The following is a 13,671-nucleotide window of genomic DNA, read 5'->3' as shown; positions in this document are numbered from 1 at the left end:
TTATGGCTTTTGATAATTACCAAGCAAAAAAATTTACCAAACATGGTGATGAAATAGTTGATGATAATTTAACTGTTGAACAAGCTTTACAAATAAATATCAATAATCAACCTTTTACAATTACTATGCGAACACCTGGTAATGATAATGAGTTAATTACAGGTTTATTATATTCTGAAGATATTTATAGAAGTATAAATAACCCATTAATAATTAACTATCACACTACAAAAAACAATATAACTAGTGCTGCTATATCAATAAAAGAAACAGATTTAGGAAAAGGCTATTTAAATAGCAGAAACATCTTGTCGGTTTCTTCGTGTGGAATTTGTGGAAAAAAAGAGTTGGATGAATTGGTAAATACCAACATTAAGATAGGGGACTTTGAAATAAAAAAAGAAACACTTTTACAGATGTTTCAACAAATGGGGAAAGGCCAAAATACATTTCATAAGTCTGGAGGTTCTCATGCAGCAGCAGCATTCGATAAAAAAGGATGTTTATTATCGATTATGGAAGATATAGGGAGACATAATGCTGTTGATAAGGTAATTGGAGCTTTAATCTTAAATAAAACGTTAAAAGAAGCAAAATGTATTGTGGTAAGTGGTAGAATATCTTACGAAATAGTAACCAAAGCTTTTGCTGCAAAAATAGGTGTTCTTGCTGCTATTTCAGCGCCTTCAACCTTAGCTGTTGATTTTGCAAAAGAATTAGGAATTACATTATTAGGGTTTTGTAGGGGTGAAAATGCAACTTGTTATTCTCATTCATATCGAATAAATAACTAATTATTGAACAATTGTTACCATTCCTCTTTTTGTGAATTCTTCACCGTTTGAAGAAAGTAGTTTAAGCACATAGATATATGTTCCGGTTGGTAAACTAGCTCCTGAGTTATTAAATTTTCCATTCCAAGCTTCTTCGTATTCAGTTGTTTCAAATACTTTTTGCCCCCATCTATCATAAATTATAAAAGAATAAGATGTGAAGTCAAAAAGAATTGCAGAAGGTTTAAAGGTTGTATTTGCAGTCCATGATGGATTAAAAGCATTTGGTATATAAATTAGTGGGGTATGCTTTACACATACTTCGTTTGAAAAACTGTTTGCAAAAGGTAAATTACCGACATGTGCTACATTATTTTCAATTGCTTTTATTTTGTAGCAAAACTCACCTGTACCTTCAGTTAAATTTGATACATCATCTTCAAAAGTCATGATTTCATCTCCCGCTGAGCTGATTGAGGTAACAAGTTCAAAATTAAAATTTCCGCTTTCGCTTCTATAAATTTCATATTTATTTACTCCGCCAAGCCAGCCTTCATACCAGTTCCAAGTAAGAGTGTTTTTTGCCATTACATTGTTGTTCTCAATAATTAACTTGATAGTTCTACCTTCATTAGATATAAGCTGTAAATCCCCACAAGTATTTACCGAATATATTTGATAGAAATAAGAAAAGTTATTTGCTTCAACTTCATAATCATCATATTGAATGAGAGGATTCATTCCACTAAAATCGGTTATGGTTGCAATAGTAGTATATACATGACTATTTGCTAGTGCTCTTTTTACAATATACTCACTAATATCAGCAGCTGTATCTGCATAAAAATAAATTTGAATATGGCTAGAATCGATAACAGTAGCAGTATATTCATATAAAAAATTAGGTTCAATTAAAAAGTTGCCAGAAACATCAATAACGTTTGAGGAGGAAGCAAAAGGACCGGCACCATTATTTTCTATAGCTTTCACAAAAAATTGGTAATTATCACCTTTGTTTAAACCTGCATAATTATAAGTAAGTGAGGAGGTTGTTCCGACGGAATTGTAAATTCCGCCATTTACACTCATAAAAATTTCATACATAACATTTGTTCCAGATTGAAAATCATCATAAGCATTCCATCTTAAAATAGCTGAAGAAGAGCAAATATCAATATTATGCTCTAAAAAAATTGTGTTGTTAAACGACTCAGGAAGCGCAAGTGATAAATTATTACAATTATCTCGAACTCTTATTGCAAAATCATTAGAGGTAATATCTGACGCATTTACATTAAAAGCCAGTGTTAAATTAAAAGGAATCGTAAAAGTTGTAGTGCCAGCAGAAACGGAATCGATAATTACAATGTTTGAGGTGATTGGATCAAGAATTACAACTTGATATTTCACTAAATCAGGAAAAACACTTGGTTGCCAAGAGATTACTACATCTCCATTTGGTAAAACAGAAACACTGTCAACAATTATAGGGTCTGGTATATTTCCAACAGCACATTGAGAAAATCCACGTGAAAATAATATACATGAAAATAATATGAAAATTAGATATCTCAAAATGGTTAACAAATAGCTACAAAACTATTGTTTAGTTACTTTTTTCTTTAGATAGATGTAACTCTCCTTTTAACAATTTATTGTATCGGTCAACTAAGAGAGCTATTAATGTACTAAACGAATTCATTGCAGACTTAGTTGCTTCGCTAATTTCGGCTTGTTTTAATTTCAGCATTAAAAATCCATACAAGCCTATTAGGCAAGCTTCAATTTCGTTGTGAGCTTCGCCTCCCGACTTTATTATTAAAACTTTTATATCATCTTTTGCTTTGTGATAAGCGTTTTGATATTCAGCATCTTGAATTGTAGTGAGTAAAGAATTGTGTAAATTGTTTAGTTCATTTGTGTATTTAGATACTGAACTTAAATGTCCTTTTTCAATTACACCTTCTTTCATCATTTGCTCAATTAAGTTTTGATACCATAACTTAATTTCATATTGGGTGTCTTTTTCTACATTAAATTTTTGAATTATTGCTTCGTCAATTCTTGATAAATCAAAATTGTTTGAGCGAATAACATCTTCAATTTGCCACATATATAGAATATATTCAGCAATGTTAGTTTCTTTTTTATGTTGAGCAATTAACATTATTTTGTTTCAATTTGTTTTTTATACTCAGCGTTTAAACCTTCAACAACACTATTTGTAATGTCTATTCCTGGCTTGTGATCTAAAACCACATTACCCATTTGAGAGGCGCCAATAATAATATCAAAATTTGTTTCTTTATTGTGTTTTTCAATGTAAGCTTTCACTGTTTTTTGAAACTCATCATTTAACTTTATCTCTTCTTCCTGAAATTTAACAGAAAAGTCTTCTCTCATTTTATAAAGTTTTTGTTCTTCTTCAGCTAGTTCCTGTTGTTTCATTTGGCCTTCAAACTGAGACATTGTAGGTGCTTTTTCTTGGAAATCTTTTACTTTTTGCTCAAATACTGTCATTTTAGCAGAGATTTCTCTTTCATATTTTGTTTGTCTGCTTTTTAATTTTTGAATTAACTCTTCATATAAAGCATATTTCTCTTGTAAAGAATCAACATTTATATAACCAATATTAGAACTCACATCATTATTAGTTTCCTCTGGTATAGATGAAGTTATAACAGTATCATCTTCAATTTCTTTAGGACTTTCGCATTGTGACGAGTAAGAAAAGTGTAGGTAATATAAAATTGCAATTGCAACGGCTAAAACTCCGTTTATTAATAATGATATATTTTTCATAAAAGATTTTTTGTTGTTAGGTATAGATTTTAATCTTTAACATAACAAAATAGTTAATATTGAGATTGTTAATGTAGCAAAGTTGCACATTAAAATCAAAAATAAGGAAATATGAATTAAATTAATTCGTGAGCAACAGACTTGCTTATAAAATCGAAAGGGATGTTTACCATACAAGCATAATCCTCTCCAACTTCTTTCATGTCGTCATCTTCCATTGAAAAGTACCAAGTTACTCTAACATCAATACCTCTTGCTCTAATGTCACTAAGGGTATATAAGATAAATAGTATACGTTTGGATGAGAAAATATTGAAATACTCTAAATCAAAAATGAAATTAATTTCACTAGTTGCTTTAGTTTGAAATTCTTGTAGCCAATCTAATATTGGAGCGTAAAATTTATCAACTTCAGAAACGATAGATTTACCTTTAATGATAAAAAGACCTTCATTAATATTGAAGTTAATTTCAGGTGAATTTTCGGTAGCACTTATTTGTATAGATTCCATCTAATAAAGTATTATGAATATAAATTTATAAAAAATAAATTGTAACATACTCATTTTTATACCTATAATGCTATTATTAAGACAAAACCCTATTATTTTAGGATGAAATGGTCAAAGACTCTTCATTTCTTTAAGTTTAGTGGCTTGTCTTCTTGATATTTCAACTTTTTCACCCGTTTTTAACTTAACCATTAATCCTCCGTTGAACCAATTTTCAACATCTTCAATCCAGTTTAGGTTAATAATAAATTTACGGTTCGCTCTAAAAAAAACATCTTCATCAAGCTTATTTGCTAGATTGTTTAACGATTTTAATATTAGAGGTTTGTTGCCTTTAAAATATACACGAACATAATTTCCTTCAGATTCAAACATCGGAACATCTTCCAATTTTACAAACCAACACTTTTCTCCATCTTTAACAAAAACTTGGTCTTTAGCTGTTAGTTTATTAGTTGATGTTTCATTGGTTTGAAGTTGTGCAGAAAGTTTATTAATTGCTTCTTCCAAGCGTTCAGGCTGAATAGGTTTTAATAAATAATCTAATGCGTTAACTTCAAAAGCTTTTATGGCATATTCATCGTATGCCGTAACAAAAATTACTTGTGGAACATAAATTAATTCTTCAAGAACACCAAATCCATCTTTTCCAGGCATATGAATATCTAAAAAGACTAAATCTGGTTTTTGTCTTTCAATTTCATTAATTGCATCTTCTGCATTATCATATTCACCAATAATCTCAATGCTTGGATATTTAGCTAATAAATTGTGAAGCTCTTTTCTAGCTAATCGTTCATCATCTACAATTATTGCTTTCATGGTTTATAGTTTTAGAGCGTTAGTTTTTGAGGAATTAATAATGTTGTTTTTACTCGTTCGTTTTCGTTTTCAATATTAAATTTAGCAGTTTCTCCATACATTAATTGTAATCTTTGTATGGTGTTTAAAAGTCCAAATCCAGTTTCTGAAGGCTTGTTTTTATCATAATACCCACTATTGTATATTGTGATATAAAGTGTTTTGTTTTTAAGTTCTGTAATTAATTCTATTGTACCTCCTTTAGACAGTTTAGAAGTTCCATGCTTTATACCATTTTCAACTAAAGTTTGAATCATTAAAGGAGGAACTAAAAACGTTAAAGAATTTTCATCAATATTTTTGATGATGGATAACTTCTCTTCAAAACGAGTTTTTTCTAAACTCAAATAGTCGTCAACTATTTTTAATTCATCAGCAAGTGGAATTAATTTTTTTTTACCCATCAATAGCGAATTTCTTAGAACGTTAGATAACTGTGTAATCGCATCTTTAGCTAGTATCGGGTTTTCATCAACCAAAGCTCTTATGCTATTCATCGAATTGAAAACAAAATGAGGGTTTAATTGAGATTTAAGTTTATTCAATTCAATTTCATTCTTGGCGGCTTGCCATTTCAAATTTTTTATTTCTTCTTGTTTATAATTATTAATAAAGTGAAATAAGAAATAAAATAAAGACCATAAAAGTAGGAGTAATGCCCAGTTTATTATTTTTTGAAAAGCATCTGCAAATTCAAATTCAAAAGATCCTTTGGCAATAATTACTTCTAGTACTAATGTTTGAATTAGATAAACTACAATGCCCCATACTACAACGCTTAAAAGAACACGAGGAACCAATAAACCAACTGAATAGCGCATCCAGTTAAATTTAATAATGATTGCTCTATAAAAGTGGGTTATTGATAAGCCAATAAGGTAAATAGAAAGCAAGCTAACTATTAACTCTGTTGTTACCTCATTCCCACTTAACTTATTAAATAGCCCAACAATAAAAACATATACTAGCCATCCAAATAATTGGGCATACCAATATAGTTTTTTTTTGTTTAGCATTATTTTTTAAAAAAGGTTTAGTTTTTACTTAACCATTGGCTTCGTAATTTCAATTGTGCTTCAGTTGCATTTTGATCAAACTCCATTAAAACTTTCTTAGACGATTCTACTTTAAAAGCTTTAGTTTTTAAAGTTTTGTTTTTTGTTTTACCTTTTTCAGTTCTTGCTACTACAATAGATATATTGTCACCTTCTTTTGTTTCAGTTTTATATTTATTAATAACTTCCTCATAATTATCAGGAGTTAATTGTTCTCCATTTAAAGAAATTAATTCATCATTATTTTTATAGCCAAGTTTAATTCCAAATTCATTCATATTGCTATTATCCATTACTTTTAATCTGTTTGTTTCAGAGTTGTAACCTAAAGCAATTTTTCCTAAGCTAAATTCTTTTACTTTAACATCTGTTTTGTATGTTACTCCCACTTTTCCAAGTAATTCTTCTAGAGGTAATGCTTTTTTTCCTTCTACGTATGTTGTAAAGAATTCTCTAACCTTAGGTGATGACAAACTGCTGATTTTATCAAAAAGCACCTCATCTTTAAATGATTTGTCTTTTCCATACTCTTCTGAAAGTATAGCCATCATATCTTTCATTCCAATTTTTCCATCTGTTTCATCTCTTAAAAGAATGTCAAGGCACATTCCAATTAGAGCACCTTTTTGATATACGTTTCCATACTGATCTTTATATTCATCTAAGCAACCTAAACTCATTTCAGTAAAAGGAAGTTCATCTTTATAGTAATTAGCACCTCTAATTTTTCCTGTAATGGTGTTTAAATATTCCTCTGGAGAAATCATTCCTTCATAAACTTGTACATGACCTGCAAAGTATTCTGTAACTCCTTCATACATCCATAAGTGTTTCGACATTTTAGGGTTGATAAAGTCAAAATCACCAATTTCTTCAGAATGAATGTTTAATGGTGTAACAATATGAAAAAACTCGTGAGCAGCAACATCAACGATAATGCCTGAAAGTTGTTCGGCTGGCATTTCAGGTAGGTAATAAAAAGAAGAGTAAGAGTGTTCTAGTGCGCCACTTCCACCAGAGCCACTTCGGCCAGAGTATAAATATATAATAAATGCATATTTATCAATAGGCAACTTACCTCCTAAATAATTTTTTTGTGCTTCAAGAATGTCTTTAATATTTACAGCTATTTCTTTAGAAGTTACTGTTTTATTTTTTGAATATACAGAAACTAAAATTTCAGCACCACCTACGTTTAAATAAGATGTATCAGGAACATTATACATTATCGGGGCATCAACTAAATCCATATAGTTGTTGATTGTATAGGTGTCTATATTTCCATTAGTAGCTATAGAAGTTAAACCTGTAGCTCCATAAAAGTTATCAGGGCGTGTTACGTTTAATTCGTATTTAAGCGTTTTCATTTCGTCAAAATAGCCGAAAAAACCATGATTGTTTAATACAATATTTTCATCTTTTTCAATATTTGTTCCTCCTGGTTCAAAAACTAACGGCGTAACTTTTGCATCCCATGTATCTTCTACCCAATAAGAAATTTTATCAAGTGTTGCAGCATTATCTATTTCCCATCTGTTATCATCAAGTCTATTTACGCTTAATGCTTGACCTTCTTTGTTAAATGCTTCAAAATCCATAGCATATTGTCCAAAGTCATATATGCTGTATGTTCCAGGAACCATTTTAGGCATATTATAAATAATTTTTTCTGATTTAATTTCAGGAGCATCTAATGTTACCTGAATCATATCACTACTTACCTTTGTTAGATCAATATGAAATTTGTAAGTGTTATCGTTTTGAGCTATTGCAAAAGATGAAATGAATAAACCCAATAAACTTAGTACTATTTTGTTCATGTATATAATTTTAAATTTTAGCTAAGTTATTCTAGATATTAGTTAATCAAAACTAATATTACATCAATGGCTTAATGGTTTGATTAAAGGAAAAAAAGAGAACTTTTCTTTAATTATGATTAGTTTAATGGTATAAGAAAAGAATTACCTCCAATCGAAATTGTAGCCAATGCATCACAATTTCCAATTCCAAAATCTATTGACCTTGTGATTAATCCCTGAGGGTAAATTTCAATGTTGCCACTAGTAATCCATCTGCAACAAACTTTAGCTTTTAAAGGAGAAGTAATGTTAGTAGTGTATGCTAATCCGTTTGTATTTATACCATTTGAAGAACCAGTTACTAAATATTCATCATCACATATTCCGCTAACTCCGTCAGAAAAGAGAGTAGTAGATTCTCCAGTTATCCATTCGTTATTTCTAGTGGCTTGCCAAGTTGATATCCTTCCGTCAGGATAGGTGATTTTTCCATTTGTAACTTGAACAGTCCAGTTTAAGTTGTTAGCTGCATTTCTGCCATTATTAGTAAGTGTTTTATTTCCTTCAACCATGTAATTATTTACATGATAGTTTTCTGGTACAACAGATAGAACACTACCAATATTTTTATACCTATCTGATAATGTGATAATAAGTTTTCCTCTTCTGTTTGTCCCATAATTGTCAACACAATTTGTAGCTCCAAAGTCGATAGTCATTACTTTAGGCCAAGTAGCTGTGTCTGACCATGCAGGAGTAACAGAAACAGAAGCGCAATTACCAAAACTATATCCTGTTTTTTTATTTATATTACTTGCTCCTTCATCATTAGCAGCTTCCTCAACCACTTTTTTGATGTCTTGAAAAAGATTTTGAGCAATAGAGTTGTCTAGTGCAGAATTAGTTTGATTATCCACTTTTTCATCTTTTTTACATGAAAATGCTAGTACTAATAAAAATGAAATAACTGATAGAAATTTAATACTTTGCTTCATAATAATTATTTTAAATCTTGATTTAAGATTATCATGTCGTTAAAATTAAAGCTTTTATCTAAAACTTTAAATTTATCTTCACCATTATATGCTTTAATCAATTTATTGGCACTATTTTAGTAAAAGAAAAGTTAATCAATAATCAGTTATTTATACTTATTGTATGATTATCGTGAAACAAATGTTGTTTTTAAACGTATAATTAACTGATAATTAAAATATTAAAGTCATGAAAAAGCTATTTTTAATTTTTATACTCTCTATACCTTTATCTTTCTTTGCGCAAACTGCAAGAGACATTAATGTTATAATTCAAAAAACAGTTGATTTACATGCTTTGAAAGCTTATTTTAATGATGAAGAAAAATCAGGAGATATACCTATTATTATCATTAATGACGATAAAATTCCTAATAATTTAATTGTATTTAAATTTAACAAAAGAGTAAAAGTGATGTCTTTTGGTGAAATAGAGACTTTTAAAAATATGTCACAAAAGAATTTAGATAGTTATTTTGTATTTGAAATTATTGAGTTTAAAGGAGATGAGGTTAAAATTAAAGCTTCATTCAGAAAAAATGAACCTATAGCTATTAATGTTAGCATGAAAAAAGAAAATAATGATTGGAAGATTGTTGATTCTAAAGCTGGTTAATGAGTAAGTTTACTGTCGATTTACACGATTCTTATACCAATTCAAAAGCTATTGAAGCATCATTAAATGATGCTTTTTTTTATGTGTATGAATCTAAGATTAAAACATTAGAAATTATACATGGAAAAGGTTCTGGACAACTAAAAAAAAGAGTTTTACGTTATTTAAATCAATCAGAACTTAAGCAAAAGTATCATAGAGTAGAAAAGGATAGTAAAAATTTTGGACGTACTTTTGTTCACTTTAAATATTAATATGTTTACTGACGGACAAAAAATATTTGCTATTCTTTTTATCGTTGTTTTTTTGATTGGGATTGGTTATCAATTTTACCTTGACAGAAAGAAGAATAAAAAACTTTTTAAAGGAACTTATTGGGTTTTAATAACAATAATGGCTGTAATGTTGGCTTACGTTACACTTACTAAACTTGTGCATTAAGCCCAATTTAAAGGGCAAGATTTACAGCAAGATTTACCTTTTTTCTTAAACTTTTCGCAGCAATTTTTTTTCTTTTTCTTAAATGAATAAGTTTTTACCTCAGGGGTAATGTTTAAATTAATATTTGCCTTGATTTTATTCATTCACTGCAAATATCTTATTTAGAATGATTTTAAACAATACCATAAAAGAGGTATTTAACATTTAAATAATACCGTGTAGCGAACCGCCTTTTTCACCAAGTTTATCTACTCTAGCTTCAATATCACGGTTTTTGATTAATGGAGGAGCATGATGAGGTTTAATTCTAGCATCTATAATTAATGGGCCTTTACATCCCCAATGTTTATTTTTTGTATAACTATTTACACCGTAAATGTCATTTGCAGGATTACTTCTTGTGAATGTAACCCATAAAAAATTGTTCAATTCTTCAGCAACAAAACGGGCGTCATCAACAAGCAAAATCATCATTATTCCATTTAAATCTTGATTTGCTATTTGTAGAGAATAGTTATTGATTTCTTTTTCAGCATTTTCGGATGAAGTATATGGATTAAAAGAGGTTGCTATTATACCAGGCATTACAAGTTCAGAATTTTCAATTTTACAATTCGAATTTAATGTTCTCTTTTTTTCGCCTACAGCTGCTATAACTACTTTTGAACCTTGATTAATTCCTGTTCCACTATAATCTAATGTGTCAATAGTTGTATTGGTTTGAAAGTGTAAATCTCTTTCCCAATTAACCCTTTCTAATATATGTGTAAAGAAGTCTTTGATGTTATTGCAACTTAAATTAGGGTTGTCTTCTTTATTAGAAATAAACAAATACTTTGCTAAACTTAATTGGCCAAAACCTAAAATGTTGTTTGCAATTGTTAATAGCTCTTGAGGTTGTTTAATTTTTTGATAGGGAGTATAGCGTTCACTACCTACAGCTAATAAAAGAGGGTGTACACCAGCTGCGTCAACAGCATTTACTTCGTATAATCCAGCAATTTCTTCAGGAATAGCACTACCAGTCAATTCATGAATTAAAGCACCAAATTGTGTGTCTTCCTGAGGCGGACGGCCAACAATGGTGAATGGCCAGATGGCGTCTTTTCTATGGTAAACTTTATCTACTTTTAAAACTGGAAAATCGTGGGTTAAACTATAATATCCTAGATGATCTCCAAATGGACCTTCAGGTTTTGTTTCGTTTTCAAAAATTTCCCCTGTTATTACAAAATCGGCATCAGCTGACAATGTATGTCCGTCTTTATTTATGTATCTAAATCTTTTACCAGCCAAAGCTCCTCCAAAAGTTAATTCTGATAATCCTTCGGGTAAAGGCATTACTGCAGCAACTGTATGAGCAGGAGAGCCTCCAATAAATATGCTGACCTTTAAAGGTTTTCCTTGTCTATTCGCTTTTGTTTGATGTACTCCAATTCCGCGATGAATTTGATAATGCAAACCAATTTCCTTGTTGTTTTCGTAATCGTTGCCATTTAATTGAACTCTATACATCCCCAAATTTGATTTAAGTATAGATTTATTTTCAGGGTCTAAAGAGAAAACTTGTGGTAAGGTAACAAAGGCACCGCCATCATTTTCCCAACACTTAATAAGCGGCAGCTTATCAATGGTAGTTTCGCTATATAAAATAGGACCTGTAGTTACTTTTTTTGGTAAAGATTTAAGAGCTAAAAGTCCTAATGAGAAGTTTTTATATGGTGACTTTATAGCTTTAACAGGATCGTTCTTTAGTTCAATAAGTTGTTTAACTTTAGAAAAAGAATTTCTAAAAATAAACTTACTTCTATCTAAAGTTCCAAATAGGTTTGAAACAGCCTGAAATTCGCACCCTTTTATATTTTCAAATAAAATTGCTGGGCCGCCTTTTTCAAACACACGTAGGTGAATGGCAGCCATTTCTAGATTAGGGTCAACCTCTTCTTTTATTCGAATTAAATGGCCATGTTTCTCTAAATCTTCAACACAATGTTTGGTGCTAGAATAAATCATAAATTAAAATTACGGATAAATAAAAAGCGAGTTAAATTTAACTCGCTTTTCAGTATTCTTTTAGTTAAAGTAATCTTTCATTCTGTCAAAAAAACCTTTGTCTTTATGAGTTGGGTTTGGTTTGAAGTTCTCAGACGTTTGTAATTTTTCTAATAATTTCTTTTCTTCTTTAGATAGTTTTTGAGGGGTCCAAACATTTATGTAAATTAAAAAATCACCATTTCCATATCCTTGTATGTTTGGTACACCTTTACCTTTTAATCTAAGTACTTTTCCACTTTGTGTTCCAGGTTCTATGTTAATTTTTACTTTCCCTGTTACAGTTGGTATTTCTGCTGAAGCACCTAATGCCGCATCACTAAAACTTAAGTAATGATCATACAAAAGATTTGTTCCATCTCTTTTTATTCTTTCATGTGGTATTTCTTCAACCAACACAATTAAATCTCCAGGTATTCCGTCTTTTGGACCAGCGTTTCCTTTTCCTGTAACAGAAAGTTGCATTCCATCTTCAACACCAGCAGGTATATCAATAGTGATTAATTCTTCTTTTCTAATTAATCCATCTTCATTTGCACCAGCAGGTTTTTTTTCAATGGTTTTTCCATCTCCGCCACAATGTGGGCAAGGTGATGAAGTTTGCATTTGGCCTAAAATTGTATTTGCGATTCGAGTAACTTGACCACTACCTTTACAGGTATCACATGTTTTAAATGTTAATCCTTCGGCATTAACTAACTTGTTAACCTTAATCTTTTTCTGAACACCATTTACTACATCTTCTAAAGTAAGTTTTACTTTAATCCTTAGGTTACTTCCTTTACGAACTCTTCTTCCTCCACGCTGGCCTCCAAAGCCTCCGCCTCCGCCAAAAGCACCTCCAAATATATCTCCAAACTGTGAGAAAATATCATCCATGTTCATGCCTCCACCACTAAATCCTCCTCCAGCAGCACCGCCCATCCCAGCATGACCAAACTGGTCATAACGTTGTTTTTTTTCAGGATTACTTAAAATTTCATATGCTTCGGCAGCTTCTTTAAACTTTTCTTCTGCCTCCTTATTATCGGGATTTTTGTCAGGGTGGTATTGAATTGCAAGTTTACGGTATGCTTTTTTTATTTCAGCTTCTGATGCACTTTTACTAACTCCTAATATTTCGTAATAATCTCTCTTGCTCATTTTGTTAAATTATTGTCCAATAACAACTTTTGTATATCTAATTACTTTACCATTTAATGAGTAGCCTTTTTCAACTTCATCAATAACTTTTCCTTTCATATCATCAGTTGGGGCAGGAATTTGAGTAATAGCTTCGTGTTTTTCAATGTCTAATTTTTCACCAATACTTGAAGGTAATGGTTCAAGGCCTTTTTGTTTTAGAGTTTTTGTTAATTTATCATATATTAAGGTGAAACCTTCTTTTACAGACTCAACATTATCAGCTGTTTCGTTCGCTTTTTGAGCTCTTTCTAAATCATCTAAAACAGGTATTAAATCTTTTAAAACATCTTCAGCAGCAGTTTTAAAAAGCTCTAATTTTTCTTTTTGAGTTCTTTTTCTAAAATTTTCGAATTCAGAATACAATCTAAGGTATCTATTACTTTCTTCCTCAGCTTTCTCTTCTTCGGTTTTTTCTTTTGGAGCTTCTTGTTCTTGCTGGTCTTTTTCAGCTACAACTTCTTCGTTGTGTTCGATGTTTTCATTTTCTTCAACTTTTTCTTTCTTACTCATAGCTAATATTTTTTTACAAGGTTGGCAA

Annotated in this window: 15 protein-coding genes; 4 read left to right on the top strand and 11 right to left on the bottom strand. The window is 30.4% G+C overall.

What is annotated here, in order from left to right; all coding sequences use genetic code 11:
• The first annotated feature begins 2 nt into the window (after nt 1-2).
• A complete protein-coding gene (gene fdhD / locus FRY74_RS10595; protein WP_147101326.1) occupies nt 3-794 on the top strand; it encodes a formate dehydrogenase accessory sulfurtransferase FdhD in 792 nt (263 codons plus the stop codon).
• On the opposite strand, the gene FRY74_RS10590 is transcribed toward fdhD, so the two are convergent.
• The 8 genes from FRY74_RS10590 to FRY74_RS10555 form a co-directional block, all read right to left on the bottom strand.
• Nucleotides 795-2,348 (bottom strand): T9SS type B sorting domain-containing protein, encoded by a 1,554-nt coding sequence (locus FRY74_RS10590; RefSeq protein ID WP_147101323.1) that lies wholly within the window; start codon nt 2,346-2,348, stop codon nt 795-797.
• A 31-nt stretch (nt 2,349-2,379) separates the two neighbouring features.
• The gene (locus FRY74_RS10585; protein WP_147101321.1) at nt 2,380-2,940 is read right to left on the bottom strand and encodes a DUF4924 family protein; all 561 of its coding nucleotides are present in this window, start codon (nt 2,938-2,940) and stop codon (nt 2,380-2,382) included.
• Entirely contained in the window at nt 2,940-3,575 is a 636-nt protein-coding gene (locus FRY74_RS10580; protein ID WP_147101318.1) for an OmpH family outer membrane protein, read from the bottom strand. The genes FRY74_RS10585 and FRY74_RS10580 overlap by 1 nt, the downstream gene beginning before the upstream one ends.
• 116 nt (nt 3,576-3,691) lie before the next feature.
• On the bottom strand, nt 3,692-4,087 hold the full coding sequence (locus FRY74_RS10575; RefSeq protein ID WP_147101315.1) for a DUF1987 domain-containing protein: 396 nt from the start codon (nt 4,085-4,087) through the stop codon (nt 3,692-3,694).
• 111 nt (nt 4,088-4,198) lie between these two features.
• Nucleotides 4,199-4,909 carry a LytR/AlgR family response regulator transcription factor gene (locus tag FRY74_RS10570; protein ID WP_147101313.1) on the bottom strand — a complete coding sequence of 237 codons (711 nt, stop codon included), beginning with the start codon at nt 4,907-4,909 and terminating at the stop codon, nt 4,199-4,201.
• Between the two features lie 11 nt (nt 4,910-4,920).
• Complete coding sequence (locus FRY74_RS10565; protein ID WP_147101310.1) at nt 4,921-5,964, bottom strand: sensor histidine kinase; 1,044 nt, start codon at nt 5,962-5,964, stop codon at nt 4,921-4,923.
• Between the two features lie 17 nt (nt 5,965-5,981).
• On the bottom strand, nt 5,982-7,823 hold the full coding sequence (locus FRY74_RS10560) for a M61 family metallopeptidase (protein ID WP_147101307.1): 1,842 nt from the start codon (nt 7,821-7,823) through the stop codon (nt 5,982-5,984).
• A gap of 119 nt (nt 7,824-7,942) precedes the next feature.
• Nucleotides 7,943-8,800, bottom strand: a complete 858-nt coding sequence (locus tag FRY74_RS10555) for a hypothetical protein (protein WP_147101304.1) — start codon at nt 8,798-8,800, stop codon at nt 7,943-7,945.
• Between the two features lie 229 nt (nt 8,801-9,029).
• Here FRY74_RS10555 and FRY74_RS10550 point away from each other — a divergent pair, with 229 nt between their 5' ends.
• From FRY74_RS10550 to FRY74_RS10540, 3 genes are read left to right on the top strand one after another with little or no spacing between them, the layout of a single operon-like run.
• Complete coding sequence (locus tag FRY74_RS10550) at nt 9,030-9,455, top strand: hypothetical protein (protein WP_147101302.1); 426 nt, start codon at nt 9,030-9,032, stop codon at nt 9,453-9,455.
• Entirely contained in the window at nt 9,455-9,709 is a 255-nt protein-coding gene (locus FRY74_RS10545) for a Smr/MutS family protein (protein WP_147101299.1), read from the top strand. The genes FRY74_RS10550 and FRY74_RS10545 overlap by 1 nt, the downstream gene beginning before the upstream one ends.
• 1 nt (nt 9,710) lies before the next feature.
• Nucleotides 9,711-9,896, top strand: a complete 186-nt coding sequence (locus FRY74_RS10540) for a hypothetical protein (RefSeq protein ID WP_147101297.1) — start codon at nt 9,711-9,713, stop codon at nt 9,894-9,896.
• A 204-nt stretch (nt 9,897-10,100) separates the two neighbouring features.
• On the opposite strand, the gene FRY74_RS10535 is transcribed toward FRY74_RS10540, so the two are convergent.
• From FRY74_RS10535 to FRY74_RS10525, 3 genes are read right to left on the bottom strand one after another with little or no spacing between them, the layout of a single operon-like run.
• Nucleotides 10,101-11,909: a UbiD family decarboxylase gene (locus tag FRY74_RS10535; RefSeq protein ID WP_147101295.1), complete on the bottom strand. Its 1,809-nt coding sequence runs from the start codon at nt 11,907-11,909 to the stop codon at nt 10,101-10,103.
• Nucleotides 11,910-11,969: 60 nt separating this feature from the next.
• Entirely contained in the window at nt 11,970-13,091 is a 1,122-nt protein-coding gene (dnaJ, locus tag FRY74_RS10530) for a molecular chaperone DnaJ (RefSeq protein ID WP_147101292.1), read from the bottom strand.
• 9 nt (nt 13,092-13,100) lie between these two features.
• Nucleotides 13,101-13,643, bottom strand: coding sequence for a nucleotide exchange factor GrpE (locus FRY74_RS10525; protein WP_147101289.1), 543 nt, complete (start codon nt 13,641-13,643; stop codon nt 13,101-13,103).
• Nucleotides 13,644-13,671 lie beyond the last annotated feature (28 nt).

It is taken from the genome of Vicingus serpentipes (assembly GCF_007993035.1).
In the GTDB taxonomy this organism is placed as follows: domain Bacteria; phylum Bacteroidota; class Bacteroidia; order Flavobacteriales_E; family Vicingaceae; genus Vicingus; species Vicingus serpentipes.
The sequence above is the reverse complement of the archived record's forward strand: the minus strand, read 5'-3'. Positions and strand labels throughout refer to the sequence as shown.

What these genes read in the sequence shown, in the direction of transcription:
- FRY74_RS10560 (WP_147101307.1), bottom strand. Translation starts at nt 7,823, where the DNA reads ATGAACAAAATAGTACTAAGTTTATTGGGTTTATTCATTTCATCTTTT.
- dnaJ (WP_147101292.1), bottom strand. Translation starts at nt 13,091, where the DNA reads ATGAGCAAGAGAGATTATTACGAAATATTAGGAGTTAGTAAAAGTGCA.
- FRY74_RS10565 (WP_147101310.1), bottom strand. Translation starts at nt 5,964, where the DNA reads ATGCTAAACAAAAAAAAACTATATTGGTATGCCCAATTATTTGGATGG.
- FRY74_RS10550 (WP_147101302.1), top strand. Translation starts at nt 9,030, where the DNA reads ATGAAAAAGCTATTTTTAATTTTTATACTCTCTATACCTTTATCTTTC.
- FRY74_RS10535 (WP_147101295.1), bottom strand. Translation starts at nt 11,909, where the DNA reads ATGATTTATTCTAGCACCAAACATTGTGTTGAAGATTTAGAGAAACAT.
- FRY74_RS10540 (WP_147101297.1), top strand. Translation starts at nt 9,711, where the DNA reads ATGTTTACTGACGGACAAAAAATATTTGCTATTCTTTTTATCGTTGTT.
- FRY74_RS10575 (WP_147101315.1), bottom strand. Translation starts at nt 4,087, where the DNA reads ATGGAATCTATACAAATAAGTGCTACCGAAAATTCACCTGAAATTAAC.
- FRY74_RS10545 (WP_147101299.1), top strand. Translation starts at nt 9,455, where the DNA reads ATGAGTAAGTTTACTGTCGATTTACACGATTCTTATACCAATTCAAAA.
- FRY74_RS10580 (WP_147101318.1), bottom strand. Translation starts at nt 3,575, where the DNA reads ATGAAAAATATATCATTATTAATAAACGGAGTTTTAGCCGTTGCAATT.
- FRY74_RS10570 (WP_147101313.1), bottom strand. Translation starts at nt 4,909, where the DNA reads ATGAAAGCAATAATTGTAGATGATGAACGATTAGCTAGAAAAGAGCTT.
- FRY74_RS10555 (WP_147101304.1), bottom strand. Translation starts at nt 8,800, where the DNA reads ATGAAGCAAAGTATTAAATTTCTATCAGTTATTTCATTTTTATTAGTA.
- FRY74_RS10585 (WP_147101321.1), bottom strand. Translation starts at nt 2,940, where the DNA reads ATGTTAATTGCTCAACATAAAAAAGAAACTAACATTGCTGAATATATT.
- FRY74_RS10525 (WP_147101289.1), bottom strand. Translation starts at nt 13,643, where the DNA reads ATGAGTAAGAAAGAAAAAGTTGAAGAAAATGAAAACATCGAACACAAC.
- fdhD (WP_147101326.1), top strand. Translation starts at nt 3, where the DNA reads ATGGCTTTTGATAATTACCAAGCAAAAAAATTTACCAAACATGGTGAT.